9 protein-coding genes are annotated in these 15,774 nt (G+C 69.8%); all 9 read right to left on the reverse strand.

Annotation, left to right across the window (positions count from 1 at the left end):
• Window positions 1-282: 282 nt before the first annotated feature.
• The 9 genes from SLW56_RS17305 to SLW56_RS17345 all read right to left on the reverse strand — a co-directional run bounded on the left by SLW56_RS17305 (window position 283) and on the right by SLW56_RS17345 (window position 15,400).
• The gene (locus tag SLW56_RS17305) at window positions 283-1,383 is read right to left on the reverse strand and encodes an alginate lyase family protein (RefSeq protein ID WP_267085380.1); all 1,101 of its coding nucleotides are present in this window, start codon (window positions 1,381-1,383) and stop codon (window positions 283-285) included.
• A gap of 377 nt (window positions 1,384-1,760) precedes the next feature.
• Window positions 1,761-3,116 carry a substrate-binding domain-containing protein gene (locus SLW56_RS17310; protein WP_267085379.1) on the reverse strand — a complete coding sequence of 452 codons (1,356 nt, stop codon included), beginning with the start codon at window positions 3,114-3,116 and terminating at the stop codon, window positions 1,761-1,763.
• A gap of 154 nt (window positions 3,117-3,270) precedes the next feature.
• On the reverse strand, window positions 3,271-4,146 hold the full coding sequence (locus tag SLW56_RS17315; RefSeq protein WP_267085378.1) for a methylglyoxal synthase: 876 nt from the start codon (window positions 4,144-4,146) through the stop codon (window positions 3,271-3,273).
• Between the two features lie 104 nt (window positions 4,147-4,250).
• Window positions 4,251-5,306, reverse strand: a complete 1,056-nt coding sequence (locus tag SLW56_RS17320) for a glycoside hydrolase family 5 protein (RefSeq protein WP_320695231.1) — start codon at window positions 5,304-5,306, stop codon at window positions 4,251-4,253.
• Between the two features lie 352 nt (window positions 5,307-5,658).
• Entirely contained in the window at window positions 5,659-6,711 is a 1,053-nt protein-coding gene (locus SLW56_RS17325; protein ID WP_267103126.1) for a glycoside hydrolase family 5 protein, read from the reverse strand.
• Between the two features lie 259 nt (window positions 6,712-6,970).
• On the reverse strand, window positions 6,971-8,029 hold the full coding sequence (locus SLW56_RS17330) for a glycoside hydrolase family 5 protein (RefSeq protein WP_267103125.1): 1,059 nt from the start codon (window positions 8,027-8,029) through the stop codon (window positions 6,971-6,973).
• Between the two features lie 578 nt (window positions 8,030-8,607).
• A complete protein-coding gene (locus SLW56_RS17335) occupies window positions 8,608-10,098 on the reverse strand; it encodes an FAD-dependent oxidoreductase (protein WP_267103124.1) in 1,491 nt (496 codons plus the stop codon).
• 126 nt (window positions 10,099-10,224) lie between these two features.
• Entirely contained in the window at window positions 10,225-14,682 is a 4,458-nt protein-coding gene (gene gltB / locus SLW56_RS17340; protein ID WP_320695232.1) for a glutamate synthase large subunit, read from the reverse strand.
• 322 nt (window positions 14,683-15,004) lie between these two features.
• A complete protein-coding gene (locus SLW56_RS17345) occupies window positions 15,005-15,400 on the reverse strand; it encodes an I78 family peptidase inhibitor (RefSeq protein ID WP_148829055.1) in 396 nt (131 codons plus the stop codon).
• Window positions 15,401-15,774: the final 374 nt, after the last annotated feature.

Below are 15,774 nucleotides of genomic sequence, written 5' to 3' on the forward strand. Positions count from 1 at the left end.
TGACCGATCGGCGAGGCGCTGCGCGCCCCGTACCCTCACCCCAACCCCTCTCCCGGGGGGAGAGGGGCTCGGTTCTTCCTTCTTCCGCCGGGACCATGGCCCTGTTTGCGGAGGAAGGTGCCCCGCAGGGGCTGATAAGGCCAAACCGCTGGACCACCTCCCGCGCCGCTGTGCCGCGCGATGAGATGTGCGATGGCTCGCATCGAGACCTGTCGCGTCGCGGACCCTCCGTGATGCCGTGGCTGAGCACCTGCACTCTGATGCCGTCGGAGTCGACGGAAGCTAGCGCGGTGAATCGGGCAATGTGCTGATCGCCAGGCGCCAGGGTGGCGTCCCGTGTCCGAGTTGCCGCGCCAGTTGCACGCACGCCGGATCGTAGGCCGCAGCAAGCACCAGCAGCGATTCCGCCCCCTCCGCGGCATACGGCTTGCCGATCACGTGGCCCGCTTCCCCGTTGTCGGAGCGCGCCTTGTCGAACGGCACCTGGCTGCCGACGAACTCCGCGTGGCTGCGCTCGCCGCGCAGATACGGCAGCAGCCAGTCGACGCTGCGCGCCAGAGATGCGCCGTTCGGCGCGCGCCAGTGGTACAGATCCTCACCGCGTTCGGAGAACAGCAGTGCCAGCGTCACCAGCGGACGCAGGTCGTAGACGTGGTAGGACAGCGCATCGCGCTCGACGAAGTCGATGCTGCGGCCGTCGGGCAACAGGTTTTCGGCGATCTGCTGACGAAAGCCGGTGCGGGCGTAGTTCAGCAGCCGGGCGTCGTCGAGCGCGGCGCCGATCATGCCCACGGTCTTCAGCCGATGGCTGTGCCAGTTGTTGGTGGCGGTCTTGCGCTTGAGATCGCGCGAGCCGATTTCGGCATCGGCGATCTTGCGCATCCATGCATCGATGGCGCGGCGTTGCGCGTCCGGCAGCGCCGGGCGGACGATGCGGTAGGCGAAGATCGCCGGTTCCAGCCCGGTCTCGTCGATCGGGTTGCCGTTGGGCACATTGCGCGCGGTCCATTGCGCGAGCTGGTCGCCGGCGGCCAGCGCGTCGCCGCGCTCGCCGTCCAGGGCGTAGCGCAGCGCCAACGCCTGGATGCGCGGCATGTCGCCCAGGCTGGTTTCGGTCGCCGCCTTCACTGGATCGCCGCGCAGGCGGCCGCCGGTGCTCAGATTCTCGAGCGGATGCGCGCCCTGCGTGCGTGCCATCTCGGCCAGCCGGGCCTGCGCCGCCTCGACCTGCCGCCAGGCCGGATCGGTGGCGGCTGACGCGTGCAACTGTTGCCATTGCTCCGCGGTCGGCCACAGCCGCTGCACCGCGGCGGCGGGCGTGCTGTGGGTCAGCACGAGTCCGGCAAGCACCACGCCGAGAACGGCGTGCGATGAGCGAAGCATGGCGATCTCCGGAAGCGCTGGCGAGGGTGTCGGGCGACTGTAGGCGCGATGCGGTGAACGCCGGATGGCCCGAGTCCGGGAGCACGGTCGCCAGCATGCGCTCGCCGATGCGCGGATGGCGACGGGTCGTATCGGCGCCAGCGCGACGTCACGCGCGCGGCTGCCAATGCCTGACAACGCGCTAACCTCCCAGCTTGCGCCGGTGAGGGCGCTTCGCGCTGCGTACCCTCACCCCAACCCCTCTCCCGACGGGAGAGGGGCTTTGGCTTCCCTTCTCCTCCCCGGACCACGGCCTGCTTTTCGGGGGAAAGGTTCCGAAGGGGACGAGCGGCCGAGCGATGTCGTGCCCAACCGGCCGCAACCACGCTCCGACTGCCCTATCGCGCCCGATCCAGCAACCACAGTTCGACGCGCTCGTTGCGCGCCTTGGCGGCGGCGTCTTCGCCGCCGATCAGCGGATGCAGTGCGCCGAGACCGCGTACCCGTTCCACGGCGACACCGCGTTGCACCAGGTAGGCGGCGACGACGTCGGCGCGGTCGTTGCTGGCGATGGTCGGGTACAGCCGGTTGGCGCTGTCCGGCGTGGCGAAGCCGATCACCGCCAGGGCGCGGCCGTGCATCGCCGGCTGTTGCATGAAGGCGACCAATCGGTCGAGATCCTGGGCGCTGCGCGCTTCGTACATGCCATTGAGCGACTGCAGGCTGAAACGCAGCGTGGTGGTCAGGCGCCGGGCGCCGGTGCTGGCCTGCGCGTAGGTAGCATCCGCGCGGGCAGCGGTGGCGCCGCTCTGCGGCGTGGCCGGATCGACGTCGATCGCCATGGAAATCGGGCCAAGCCGGCGCACCAGCTGTTGCGCCTGCGGACCGAGGGCGTACAGGGCCAGGCTGCGGCCGAGCGCCGACATCATCTGGCCGCCGTACAGGCTATAGCGCTGGACCAAGGGATAGTCCTCGCCGCGCACGGCTGCTGCCGTCGGGAGCACCGCGATACCGCCGTCGGCGATGGCTAGCGCACGTGTGCCGGCCGGCACCGGCGTGGTCAGCCCGACGATCGCCAGTGCGTCGGGATGGCCGACGACGGCGCGTGCCGCCTCGGCCAGGTCGGCATGCAGGACGTTCCCCGGCATGCGCACCGCCGGCAGCCCCAGGCGTTCGCGCAGGAAGTCATCGAGACCGCCGGGGATAGCACTGCGGTGCAGCGCGATCGGCAGGTCCGCGCCGCCGAGTTGCGACCAGCGCGTGGTCCGGCCGCTCAGGATGTCGCGCAGCTGCACGACGCTCAGCGTGGCGATGGGGTTGTCGGCGGCGACCAGCACCCGCGTGCCATCCAGGGCGACGACGAACTGTTGGTCCGGCGAGCCCAGGTCGCCGAGCTGCCAGGCGGCCTCGCGTTCGCGCGCATCGGGCTGACGCGCCAGCATCGCCAGCTCGGCGTCGCCATGCACCAGGTCGGCGATGCCGGCGGCCGAGCCGGTGCCGGCGATCTCGACCACCAGCGGCGCATCGTCGCGCACCGCGGCGATCTCCAGCGTCGTCGCATCGACGCGACGACGTTGCAGTTGCCGGTAGCCCATGCTCTGCAGCCAGGCTTCCACCAGCGCCGGCATCAGCCGCGCGCCGAGGCTGTTGGAGCCGTGTACGCGCAAGCGCTCGGCCGGTTGCGCGGACGCGGACGGCAGCGCGCACAGCGCTGCTGCGCCGAGCAGCAGCAGGCGCAGGGTGAAACGCAACATGGGATCCCCCCTGGGATCTGGACAGGCGCGGCAGTGTTGGCGATCGGCGTGACATCGCAGTGACTGTGCGCATGGTCACGCACGACAACGCGGCGTCGCCGCGTGTCCTGTCAGCGGTCCGCGCGCGACGCGATCGCGCGCGGACCGGACACTCTCAGGCGGATCGAAGCCGGCGTTCGGCGGCCTGCGCCCAGCGTGCGGCGATCGCCGGCGAGGTGATGCACACGGCGCTGTCGGTGACCGTGGTCACCGCGCGTTCCAGCAACTGGATGTCGGCTTCGTGCTGGCGCGCGACATGCGGATCCTCGAAGAAGATCGCGCGGTGGCAGCGCCGTTCCAGCACGCGATCGGCGATCTGCGCGTCGCCGCCCATCGGGCCGCTCTGATAGCGGTGCACCCACGCCTGGCCCTGCGGCCAGCCGCGACTCCAGGCCAGTTCGTTGAGCCGCTGCCCGGTGGTGCCGGTGGCCACGCGCTCGGCGAAGCGCGACAGCAGATCGAAATGTTCGCTGGCGAAGGCCAGCATCTGCGGTTTCATCGCATCGTGCGCGATCAGCGCCAGGGTCTGCCGCTGCAGCGCGTACAGGTCGTCGGCGCCGGCGTCGGCGGCCAGCCCGGCGTGGACGCGCTCCATCTCCACCCAATCGCGGGCGCTGGCCACGGTGGAAATGAACGGCTTGCCGTGGATCACGCATTGGCGCTTGAGCGCGATCGCCTCGGGGAAGATCGAGGACGGGTCGACCGGATCGATCAGGTAGATGGCACCGTCGAGGGTCCGCTCGGCGCCTTCCAGGCCCACGACCTCGGCCACCAGCTTCATCAGTCCGCCCTCGCGGCCGAACGGGTAGCGCCTGAGGCCGGCATGGCCGGCCAGCAGGCCGGCACGAACGATCGCCTCGTGGGTACGGCCGACCGCGTGCAGGCCGAGCTGCAATTCGCGGATACCGGCTTCGCTGGCGCGCAGCCAGCGGAACAGCGCGGCATCCTTGCCCTGGTGGTGCAGTCGGTTGGCGGCCAGGCCCAGGCGCATGCGTCGATCCGTGCGGGAAAGGTGCGACAGTCTGCGCCCGATGGCGGTGTCGACTCAATCGCCGCGATCGCCGGGCCGCCGCTGCGGACCCGGCGTTGCCGCGGTCACTGCGTAACTTGCTGGGCGCGCACCGCCAGTACGTCCATCTGCGGCTTGTCGGCGCCGCTCTTGTCCGGCTGCAGGTTGAACGCGTAGTCGCTGCGCCACCACGCGCCGCCGGCCCAGGCGGTCCAGCCCAGCCAGACGTCGCCGTTGTCGTGGACGTAGCCGAGCATGGTGTCCAGCGCGGCCAGGCAGGTGGGGTCGCTGCTGCCGCCGAACTCGCCGAGGAAGCCGCGATAGCCATTGGCGCGCAGCCATTGGGTGAACCCTTGCAGGCGTTCCGCACCGATGCTGGTGCTGACGCAGGCGGCGCTGGTGCCGGAGGAGTCGGGATCCAGGTATTGATGCACTTCGAACGCCAGGTTGCCGGCGGGGTCGTGGACCGTCAGCAAGCCCTGCGCGTTGGACACGCCGTACCAGGTGCTGTTCCAGCTGTGCGCGCCGCTGAAGGCGGTGCCTGGCACCAGGATCAGGTTGTCGGCGCCGGTGCCACGGATCGCATCGATCGACGCCTGCGCGATGGCCGCCCAATCGCCGGAGGCGAGGCCGTTGGGCTCGTTCATCAGCCCGAATGCCACGCTGGCATCGTTGCCGAACACCAGCGCCAGGCGCCGCCACAGATCGGCCAGCGCCGCCGCCGGTACCGCGTCGCCGCCGATGCGCACGCCGTCGTACTTGGCGTAGTTGTGCACGTCGAGGATCAGTTGCAGGTTGTTGCGCCTGGCGCGTTCGACCGCGGTGCGCAGCGCGTCGAGTTGCGCGGGGTCGAGCGGGCCGTTGGCTTGCGGCTGCAGCCGCTCCCACAGGAACGGCAGGCGCACGATGTTCATGCCCTGCGCCGCGGTGTACGCATAGTCGGCGTCGGTGGGATACACATAGTCCTTGAACAGCACGCCGGGCTTCTTCGCCGAGTTGAACTCGGCGCCGGCCAGGTTGATGCCGGCATAGCGCAGCGTCTGCTGGGCGTTTGCGAACGGCGCGCAGGCGGCCACGAGCAGGCACAGCACGGCGCGCTGCCGCCATTGGGGGGAGCGGAAAAAACGGGAATAGCGTGGCATGACGGATCCTTCGTGGGGAAAGAGCGGCAGGCGACGCCACGATGCGGCGTGCGCGGCCGTGCACCACGCTGCAACCGTCATGCCAGAGCGATCGAGGTCATCGGAAATATGCGACGCATTGCACGTCGCACGCAATGCGGGCACCTCGAATCACCTGCTTGCGTACAACCCGGCGGATGCACGTTGCTCTGTAGGAGAGGCTTAAACCCGCAACGGCGCGTGCCCAGGCAAAAGTCCGCTGCCGCTGAGCCGGTGAAAGGGCACGCGCCGTTCCTCGCAGACATGTCCCGACGTGACTTGGAGGTGCCTAGTTGTCGACGTGCGCCACGGCGTTGTCACGCATGCGCCGCGCTCAGCGCGTGATGCGCTGCGCCCAGGGCGCGAGGATCGCCATCTGCGGACGGTCGTGGCCGTCGGCGTCGGGTTGCACATTGAACGGATAGTCGGCGCGCCACCAGGCGCCGCCGGCCCAGTAGCTCCAGCCCAGCCACAGCGTCGGGTGCTGCGCGATGTCGGCCAGCATGCCGTCCAGCGCGCGCCGGCAGGTGGGATTGTCGGCGGCGGCGAATTCGCCGAGAAAGCCGAGATGGCCGGTCTGCTGCAGCCAATCGGTGAAGGCGCGCAGGCGTTGGACGCCGATGTCGTCGCTCACGCAGACCGGGCTGGTGCCGCTGGAATCGGCGTCCAGGTACTGGTGCACTTCGATCGCCACGCGCTGCAGCGGGTCGTGCAGCGTGGCCAGCGCGCTGGCGTTTGAGGTGCCGTCCACTGGCGTGTACCAGCTATGCGCGCCGGTCCACAGCGCGCCCGGTACCAGGACCAGGTTGCTGGCGCCGGTGGCGCGGATCGCATCGACCGCGGCCTGCGCGGCGGTGGCCCACGCGGCCGGGCTGATGCCGTGCGGCTCGTTCATCAGCCCGAAGACCACCGCATTGTCGCTGCCGTAGGCGCGCGCCAGACGCTGCCACAGGTCGACGAAGGCGGCGACCGGCAGGCCGCTGCTGCCGATGAGGCAGCCGTCGCGGCGCGCGTAGTTGTGGATGTCCACGATCACGTACATGCCCTGCGCCTTGGCCTGCTGCACGGCGTCGTCGATCAGCGCCAGTTGCGCGGCGTCGAGCGGGCCGCGCGGTTGCGGCTGCAGGCGTTCCCAGCGCACCGGCAGGCGTAGCAGGTTCATGCCCTTGCCGGCGAAATAGGTGTAGTCGCTGCTGCGCGGATAGGTGTAGTCGACTCCGACGATGCCGGGAATCTTCGACGGCGCGATCTCGGCACCGGACAGGTTGACGCCGGCGAAGCGCAGCGACTGCTGCGCCTGCAGCGACGACAGTGGAACGGATAGGCACAGCAGCAGCGCGGCACGCCAGGCGTGCCGCGACCGCCGCCGCAAGGTGCGCGCGATCATGGTGAGTCTCCTTCGGCATCAGAGGGGGAACCCGGCCGAGGAGATGCCAGGCCGGGCTGATGACTACGGTGTGCGGACACCGTAGTGCATTGCCGAGGACGAGGCGATGCGCTGCGTGCGCGCATGCATGGATCTGTGCGGCGATTGGCAGCGCGAACCGGTACTGGATCGCGCTGCATGTGCTATGCCAGGCGTGCGCGTCGCACACGTTGCATGGCGTGTTGCCGCGTTGCCGACACGCGGCGCCGGCAGCGACGGCTCACTTCTTGCCGGTGATCTCGCGCGCGTACTTGGACAGGATCTCCATCTGCGGCTTCTCGCTGCCGTCCTTGCCGGGCTGCACGTTGAACGGATAGTCGGGCTTCCACCACGCACCTGCGGCCCACCAGGTCCAACCGAGAATCACGTCGTCGTTCTTCTGCATGTAGCTGAGCATGTTCTCCAGCGCCTGATTGCAGGTGGGCGTATTCGCGGTGGCAAACTCGCCGATGAAGCCGACCTTCTTGTTCTCGCGCAACCAGCTGACGAAGCCGGCCAGCTTCTCGGCGCCGGCGGTGGCGCTGACGCACTCGCCCTTGGTGCCGCTGTTGTCGCGGTCCAGGTACTGGTGCGCTTCGAACGCCATGCGGTTGCGCGGATCCTTCAGCGGCTGCAGCGCAACCGCGTTCGGCGTGCCGTAGGCGGTGCTGCGCCAGCTGTGCGCGCCGGTGTAGGCGGTGCCCGGTACCAGGATCAGGTTGTTGGCGCCGGCCTTGCGGATGGCATCGATCGCCGCCTGCGCCGCGCTGGCCCAGTCGGTCGAGGAGACTGCGTTGGGCTCGTTCATCAGCCCGAAGATGACGTGGTCGTCGCCCTTGAACTCCTTGGCCAGGCGCCGCCACAGGTCGGCGAACACCTCGTCCGGGGCGCCCTCGCTGCCGACCAGCGCGCCGTTGTACTTGGCGTAGTTGTGCGGGTCCAGGATCAGGTACAGGTGGTTGGCCTTGGCCTGCTCCACCGCCTTCTTCAACAGCGCCAGTTGCGCCGGGTCGAACTCGCCCTTGGCGGTGGGCTGCAGGCGCTCCCACAGGAACGGCAGGCGGATAGTGTTCATGCCCTTGCTGGCGAAGTAGCTGTAATCGCTGGCGGTCGGGTAGGTGTAATCCTTGTACAGCACACCGGGCTTCTTGCCGGAGTTGAACTCGGCGCCGGACAGGTTGACGCCTGCGTATTTGAGCACGCTGCGGCCTTCGGCGGCGGCGTTGCAGGCGACGGTGGCGAGCAGCAGCGCCAGCGGCAGGGAACGCCAGCGCGGGGAACACGACGAGGAAAGCGGCATGGGGGAGCTTCCTGGAGTGAGGGGAGGCGCCGTCCGCTCGGGGGAGTGCGGGACGGCAGGCGCAAGCGTGCAAGGATCGCCCCCGTGATCGCCAGCCTGCACGCACCCGTGTTAGCCCGGCATTCACCTGGCGCGGACATGCTGCGCGCGGACGTCGGCGGCGTCACATCAGGTGCGTGGTGCACCCGTCGGCAGCGGCGTGATCGAGGTCGCGGCCATGCGTCCATCGCCGGCGCGCCAGGTTGGGCGCGCAGCGAAGGACGAGCGGTGGAGAAGGCGTTCGCTAGAGGCCAACGACGCAACCTGCGCCGCGGCGGTGGTGGCGTTGGTAAAGGCGATCGCTGCCGGCGGCGGCGGTGCCGAGGCGGTAGCGTTCGACGAGGTCCATGCCGAGGCCAGCGCTGGCGACGTGGCTGGAGGCCAGCCGCTCCAGGCGACCTCGACTTTCGGCGAATGCGCAGCGCAGCGGTTCGGCGATGCGGTCGAAGGTCGCATCGCCCAGTCGAGCAAGTATTGCCGTCGCCGTCGCCGCCGAACTGACCGAACGCTGCAGCAGCCTCGCAGCGTCGCAGCCTCGCTCAGGCCGCAGCCTGGGTCGTCACCGGCAGGCGGTTGCCGATCCATTCGGCGATGCTGGCTGCCGCGTCGCGGCCTTCGGCCACCGCAGTCACCACCAGGTCGGCGCCGCGCACGGCGTCGCCGCCAGCGAACAGTTTCGGGTTGGTGGTCTGGTACGGCAGGCGGCCGCTGCCGTCGGGCTCGCTGCCGCCGGCGAGGATGCGGCCGTTGGCGGTGCCTTCCACGCCTTGCGCCGCCAGCCAGTCCGGCACGCTCGGCGAGAAGCCGAAGGCGATGATGACCACGTCCGCGTCCAGCAGCGATTCGCTGCCTTCCACCGGCACCGCGGCCTGGCGCCCGCGCGCATCTGGCTCGCCCAGACGGGTCTGCACCACGCGTACGCCGGCCAGGTTGCCGGCGGCATCGGCTTCCACCGCCAGCGGCTGGCGGTTGAACAGGAAGCGCACACCTTCCTCGCGCGCATTGGCCACCTCGCGCGCCGAGCCGGGCATGTTGGCCTCGTCGCGGCGGTAGGCGCAGGTGACCTTGGCCGCGCCCAGGCGGATCGCGCTGCGCACGCAGTCCATGCCGGTATCGCCGCCGCCGAGCACCACCACGCGCTTGCCGCTCAGGTCGGGCAGCGCGATCTTGTCTTCCCAGCCGGCGATCGGCCGGCCCCAGGGATCGTTGCCGCCGACGATGCGGCTGTTCTGCACCAGGAACGGCAGCGCCGGCAGCACGCCGGGCATGTCCTGGCCGGGCAGGCCGCCGTCGGTGTAGCGGTAGGCGCCGGTGCCCAGGAACACCGCGTCGTACTCCTCGAGCAACTGCTCCAGGCTCACGTCGCGGCCGATCTCCACGCCCAGGCGGAACTGCACGCCCATGCCTTCGAGCACCTCGCGGCGCTTGCCGATCACGCTCTTGTCCAGCTTGAAGCTGGGGATGCCGAACTGCAGCAGCCCGCCGATCTGCTCGTAGCGGTCGTATACCACCGCCTGGATGCCGGCGCGGGCCAGACGGTCGGCGCAGCTCAGTCCGGCCGGCCCGGCGCCGACCACCGCCACGCGCTTGCCGGTGGGTTCGACCTGGCTCAGGTCCGGGCGCCAGCCGTTGTTGAGTGCGGTATCGACGATGTACTTCTCCACCGCGCCGATGGTGACCGCGCCGAATTCCTCCAGCGTGCAGCTGCCTTCGCACAGGCGGTCCTGCGGGCACACCCGGCCGCACACCTCAGGCAGCGGATTGGTGCTGTGGCACAGCGCCGCGGCCTCTTCGATGCGGTTCTCCTGCACCAGCTGCAGCCACTGCGGGATGGCGTTGTGCACCGGGCACTTCCAGCTGCAGTACGGGTTGCCGCAATCCAGGCAGCGCCCGGCCTGGTACTGCGCGTCGGCCTTGTCGAACTTGCCGTACAGCTCGTTCCAGTCGCCGGAGGTGCGCAGTTCCACCGGAATGCGTTGCGGCATCTGCCGGGGCAGGTCGAGGAACTGGAAGGCGTGCTTGCGGCTCATGGTGTGGGGAACCGGGAATGGGGAATGGGGAATGGCAAAAGCGAATCTGCGCGCGCGATCGGAAACTGGGGGAGCCGGGCTTTTACCATTCCCGATTCTCCATTCCCGATTCCCGGCGCGCCGCCTTCAAGCGGCGCGCCTCAGCGACTCGGTCAACGACTCGATGCTCGCCGCCTTCGGTTTGACCAGCCAGAACTTGCCGACGTAGTCGCGGAACTCGTCGAGGATCTGCTGCGCCCAGATGCTGCCGGTCAGTTCGCGGTGGCGGCTGATCAGCTTGTGCAGGTGCTGGCGATGGCTCTCGAAGCCTTCGGCGGAGATGCGGTGGATGTCGATCAGTTCGTGGTTGTAGCGGTCGACGAAGTCGCGGTCCACGTCGAGCACGTAGGCCAGGCCGCCGGTGAAGCCGGCGCCGAAGTTCAGGCCAACCTTGCCCAGCACCAGCACGATGCCGTCGGTCATGTACTCGCAGCAGTGGTCGCCGGCGCCCTCGATCACCGCCAGCGCGCCGGAGTTGCGCACCGCGAAGCGTTCGCCGGCACGGCCGGCGGCGTACAGCTCGCCACCGGTGGCGCCGTACAGGCAGGTGTTGCCGATGATCGCGGTGCTGCGTGCCTCGAAGCGCGCGCCGCGCGGCGGACGCACCACCAGGCGGCCGCCGGCCATGCCCTTGCCGACGTAGTCGTTCGCCTCGCCTTCCAGCTCCAGGTGCAGGCCGCCGGCGTTGAACGCGCCGAAGCTCTGCCCGGCCGAGCCGCGGAAGCGCAGGGTCAGCGGTGCATCGTCCATGCCGTGGTTGCCGTGGACGCGGGCGATGGCGCCGGACAGGCGCGCGCCGATCGAACGGTCGGTGTTGTGGATCAGGAAGCGATGGTCGCCGCCGCGCTTGTGCGCAATGGCGTCGGCGAGCAGGCCGTCCATCTGCGTGGCCAGGCTGTCCGGCGATTCGTACAGGCGCTGCGCGGCGCAGTGGCCGCCGTCATGACGCACGTCCTTGAGCAGCCGCGACAGGTCCACGCGCACGCCTTCGCGCGGCGAGATGTCCAGTTGCTGCAGCAGTTCGGTGCGGCCGACGATCTCGTCCAGCGAGCGCACGCCCAGGTACGACAGCCATTGCCGCACTTCCTCGGCCAGCAGCCGGAAGAAGTTCTCCACGCGCTCGGGCAGGCCGACGAAGTGGTTGGCGCGCAGGCGCTCGTCCTGGGTGGCCACGCCGGTGGCGCAGTTGTTGAGGTGGCAGATGCGCAGGTACTTGCAGCCGAGCACGATCATCGGCCCGGTGCCGAAGCCGAAGCTGTCCGCGCCCAGGATCGCCGCCTTGACCACGTCCAGGCCGGTCTTCAGGCCGCCGTCGGTCTGCAGGATGGTGCGCGTGCGCAGGTCGTTGGCGACCAGCGCCTGGTGCGACTCGGCCACGCCCAGTTCCCACGGCACGCCGGCGTAGCGGATCGAGCTGACCGGGCTGGCGCCGGTGCCGCCGTCGTGGCCGGACACGGTGATCAGGTCGGCGCCGGCCTTGACCACGCCGGCGGCGATGGTGCCCACGCCGGCATGGCTGACCAGCTTCACCGACACCAGCGCGCTCGGATTGACCTGCTTGAGGTCGTAGATCAGCTGCGCGAGGTCTTCGATCGAGTAGATGTCGTGGTGCGGCGGCGGCGAGATCAGGCCGATGCCCGGCTTGGCGTAGCGCAGCCGCGCGATCAGTTCGTTGACCTTGTGCCCGGGCAACTGGCCGCCTTCGCCGGGCTTGGCGCCCTGCGCGACCTTGATCTGCAGCACCTCGGCGTTGACCAGGTATTCGGGGGTGACGCCGAAGCGGCCGGAGGCCACCTGCTTGATCTTGGAGCGCTTCTCGGTGCCGTAGCGCGCCGGGTCTTCGCCGCCTTCGCCGGAATTGCTGCGCCCGCCGAGGCGGTTCATCGCGATCGCCAGCGCCTCGTGCGCCTCCGGCGACAGCGCGCCGAGGCTGATCGCGGCGGTGTCGAAGCGGCGCAGCAGGTCCTCGGCCGGGGCGACCTCGTCCAGCGGCGTCGGCGTGGCCGCGCGCTTGAGTTGCAGCAGGTCGCGCAGGGCCGAGGCCGGGCGCCCGTGCACCGCGGCGGCGTAGGCGTCCCAGTCGGCCTGCAGGCCGCTGCGGGTGGCGCGCTGCAGGGTCAGCACCACGTCCGGGTTGTACATGTGGTACTCGCCGCCGTGCACGTACTTGAGCAGGCCGCCCACTTCCGGCTTGAGCAGGTCGTTCCAGGCGCGCGCGGCGAGCTGCCGCGCCTCGGTGTCCAGCCGCGCCAGGCCGACGCCGCCGATGCGCGCGGCGGTGTCCGGGAAGCACAGCGCCACCACGTCCGGATCCAGCCCGACGATCTCGAACAGCTGCGCGCCGCGATAGCTGGCGATGGTGCAGATGCCCATCTTGGAGATGATCTTGGACAGGCCCTTGTAGATGCCCTTGCGGTACTTGCGGCCGATCTGGGTCTGCTCGCCGCCGCTCTTGAGCAGCAGGATGCCGCGCCGGCCCAGGTCGAACAGGGTCTGGTAGGCCAGGTACGGATACACCGCGGTGGCGCCGAAGCCGAGCAGGCAGGCCATGTGGTGCGGATCGCGCGCGGTGCCGGTCTCGATGATCAGGTTGACGTCGCAGCGCAGGCCCACCCGCGAGAGGTGGTGGTGCACCGCGCCGGTGGCCAGCAGCGCATGCGCCATCGGCCGCTCCGGCACCGGGTAGCGGTCGGTCAGCAGCAGCATGACCTTGCCGTCGCGCGCGGCCTGTTCGGCCTCGGCGCAGATGCGCTTGAGCCCGGCCTCCAGGCCTTCCTCGACGCTGTAGGACAGGTCGATCTGCGCGTTGCGGGTCAGGTACTGCGGCATCTTCAGCAACTGCCGCAGCTTGCGCTGGCTGAGCACCGGCGAGTTGAGGATGACGTGGTTCACCGTCTCCGGGCCGGCATGGAAGATGTTGGTCTCCTTGCCGAGCTGGGTGGTCAGCGACATCACGCAGTCTTCCCGCAGCGGGTCGATCGGCGGGTTGGTGACCTGGGCGAAGGCCTGGCGGAAGTAGTCGTACAGCGGCCGCGTGTGGCGGCTGAGCACCGCCATCGGCGTGTCGTCGCCCATCGAGCCGGTGGCTTCCTGCTCGGTCTCGGCCAGCGGCCGCAGCACCTGCTCCACTTCCTCGGTGCTGAGCTGGAACAGCTTGTGGTAGCTGCGCAGGGTGCGCTCGTCGAACGGCTCCTCGACCAGCGAGGGGTCGATCAGTTCGGTCTGCAGGTAGGTCACGCCCTGCTGCAGCCATTGCTTGTACGGGGCGCGGCCGCGGTTGATGCGGTCGATGGCGTCCGAATCGAGCAGGTCGCCGCGCTTGAGGTCGATGGCCATCATCTCGCCGGGGCCGAGCTTGCCCTTGCGGGTGACGCGCTCGGCCGGCAGTTCCCACACGCCGGCTTCGGAGGCCACCAGGAAATGCCGGTCGGAGGTCAGCATCCAGCGCGCCGGGCGCAGGCCGTTGCGGTCGAGCATGCATGCGGCGTAGCGGCCGTCGCAGGCGACGATGCCGGCCGGGCCGTCCCACGGCTCGGTGTTGAGGCCGTAGAACTCGTAGAACGCGGCCAGGTCGGCGTCCTTGAACTCCAGCGACTGGGTGGCCGGCGGCACCAGGATGCGCAGCGCCTGCAGCAGATCCATGCCGCCGGCGACCAGCAGCTCGAGCATGTTGTCCAGGCTCTGCGAATCGGAGCCATGCATCGAGATCACCGGGTCCAGCTCGGCGATGTCGAAACGCGGGGTCTTCCAAACCTTGCTGCGCGCCTGCGCCCAGTGCCGGTTGCCCTCGATGGTGTTGATCTCGCCGTTGTGCGCGAGCAGGCGGAACGGGTGCGCCAGCGGCCAGCGCGGCAGCGTGTTGGTGGAGAAGCGCTGGTGGAACACGATGGCGCTGGAGGCCAGGTCGTTGCGCTGCAGGTCCGGGTAGAAGGTGCTGAGCTTGTCCGGCAGCACCATGCCCTTGTAGCTGATGCCGTTGGGCGAGAGCGTGGTGACGTAGAAATCGGCGACCTCGCGCAGGCGCTGCTCGGCGCGGCGGCGGGCCAGGAACAGGGCCAGGGCGAACGCGTCTTCACTCTGCTCGGCACCGGCGTCGACGAACACCTGCTCGATGCGCGGCAGGGTGTCCTTGGCCAGTTGCCCGCACACCGCATCGTCGGTGGGGGTGAGGCGCCAGCCGCATGGCTGCGCGCCGACGCGGCGCAGTTCTTCTTCCAGCACCTGGCGGCAGCGCGCGGCGGCGTCGGCATCGTCGCGCGGCAGGAACACGTTGCCGGCAGCGAAGCGCGCGCCGACCGCGATGCCGGCCTCGCGCGCCAGCGCGCGCAGGAACGGCTCGGGTTTGCGGATCAGCAGGCCGCAGCCGTCGCCGGTGAGGCCGTCGGCGGCGACGCCGCCGCGATGGGTCATGCGCGACAGGGCGGCGATGGCGGTATCCACCAGTGCCCGCGAAGGTTGGTCGTCGAGTTGCGCGACCATGCCGAAACCACAGGCATCGCGCTCGTCTTGGGGGTCGTAGAGCCCGTGGCGGTTGCGGGGGGCCATGTCTGCCTCTGAAAGCGATCCGAAGGAACGCGGCGACACTCGCCCCCGCTCTGTCCTGGAGCGCTTCTTGAGGTCACCGGAATCCCGACTAAAACATAGTTGGTGCGGTGCCGCAATACACCGTTACACCTGCAACTTCAGCGCTGGCGGCGGCGCTGTCGCCGCCGCCGCGCCGGGCGTCCTGGCGGCGCCCCCGGGCCTGTCCTTGTGCGTGCCCGGGACTGTGTCATTGCCCGTCATGGACAGACGTCCACTCCCTCGCACTTCCTTGCCCCGGGCGCGCGCAAGGGTGGCGCGACCTGCCCGGGAATGAGGACAGGCCCTAGCCGCAGCGCACGCCGGTGATCTGGTTCTTCTCGTCGACCTCGATGTTGAGCCGTTCGCCGTTGAACTCCATGGTCACTGCCTGGTTCGGCTTGAGCACGCGCGCGGTCTTGGCGCCGGTGTCGCTGCGCGCTTGGTCCAGCAGCGCCGGCGCGAAGGTCTGGCCGACCAGGCCCTGCGCCTGCGAGGCATCGCAGGTGCCCACCGGCGGGGCGTCCGGTGCGTTGGCCGGGTCCGGCGCGGCGGCCTGCTGCGCGGCGGCCTGGGCCTTGGCGCTCACCTGTTCCTGCTCGTCCGGCGGCGGCGCGCCGCAGGCCGCCAGGGCCAGCGCCAGGCAGGCCGTGCCGAGCAGGCCGGCACGCGTGGACGCACGGGAGGAAAGGAGGTTGCTCATCGGGGCTCCTATGGCTGGAGGGAAGAGGGGTGAAGCATAGAGCGTGTGATGCGCTTTGCGTCGCCGTCGTCTCGCCGGGCGACGGCAGGCGCCGGCGCAGCGCAGGTTCCGGTGGCGACAGGATCGGATACCGCGCGTTCGCCAGGCGTTAACCGGCACGCTGAGGCGCCTTGCGGGAATGGCTTGAGCCGGGACGCGTGATGACCAAGGCGCGTTGACCACGTCAGGCGTCGGGACTGAAGTCCCTCTCACGCGGACTGCAGTACTTCCGCAGCGTTGGACCGACATGCCGCAGGCGGCGATCGCTCACGCGGCCTAGGCGCGGCACTGCCGACAATCGATGCTCGTGGAACCGGCGGCGCGGGCCGCGGTTC

The organism is Xanthomonas sp. LF07-6 (genome assembly GCF_034105445.1).
GTDB classification, from domain to species: Bacteria; Pseudomonadota; Gammaproteobacteria; order Xanthomonadales; family Xanthomonadaceae; genus Xanthomonas_A; species Xanthomonas_A sontii.

Coding starts and splice junctions, on each gene's coding strand:
- SLW56_RS17315 (WP_267085378.1), bottom strand. CDS start 4,146: ATGCGCCTGGGCCTGGCCGCCAACCGACTGCACCACCAGGGCAAGGAT.
- SLW56_RS17325 (WP_267103126.1), bottom strand. CDS start 6,711: ATGATCGCGCGCACCTTGCGGCGGCGGTCGCGGCACGCCTGGCGTGCC.
- SLW56_RS17320 (WP_320695231.1), bottom strand. CDS start 5,306: ATGCCACGCTATTCCCGTTTTTTCCGCTCCCCCCAATGGCGGCAGCGC.
- SLW56_RS17330 (WP_267103125.1), bottom strand. CDS start 8,029: ATGCCGCTTTCCTCGTCGTGTTCCCCGCGCTGGCGTTCCCTGCCGCTG.
- SLW56_RS17335 (WP_267103124.1), bottom strand. CDS start 10,098: ATGAGCCGCAAGCACGCCTTCCAGTTCCTCGACCTGCCCCGGCAGATG.
- gltB (WP_320695232.1), bottom strand. CDS start 14,682: ATGGCCCCCCGCAACCGCCACGGGCTCTACGACCCCCAAGACGAGCGC.
- SLW56_RS17345 (WP_148829055.1), bottom strand. CDS start 15,400: ATGAGCAACCTCCTTTCCTCCCGTGCGTCCACGCGTGCCGGCCTGCTC.
- SLW56_RS17305 (WP_267085380.1), bottom strand. CDS start 1,383: ATGCTTCGCTCATCGCACGCCGTTCTCGGCGTGGTGCTTGCCGGACTC.
- SLW56_RS17310 (WP_267085379.1), bottom strand. CDS start 3,116: ATGTTGCGTTTCACCCTGCGCCTGCTGCTGCTCGGCGCAGCAGCGCTG.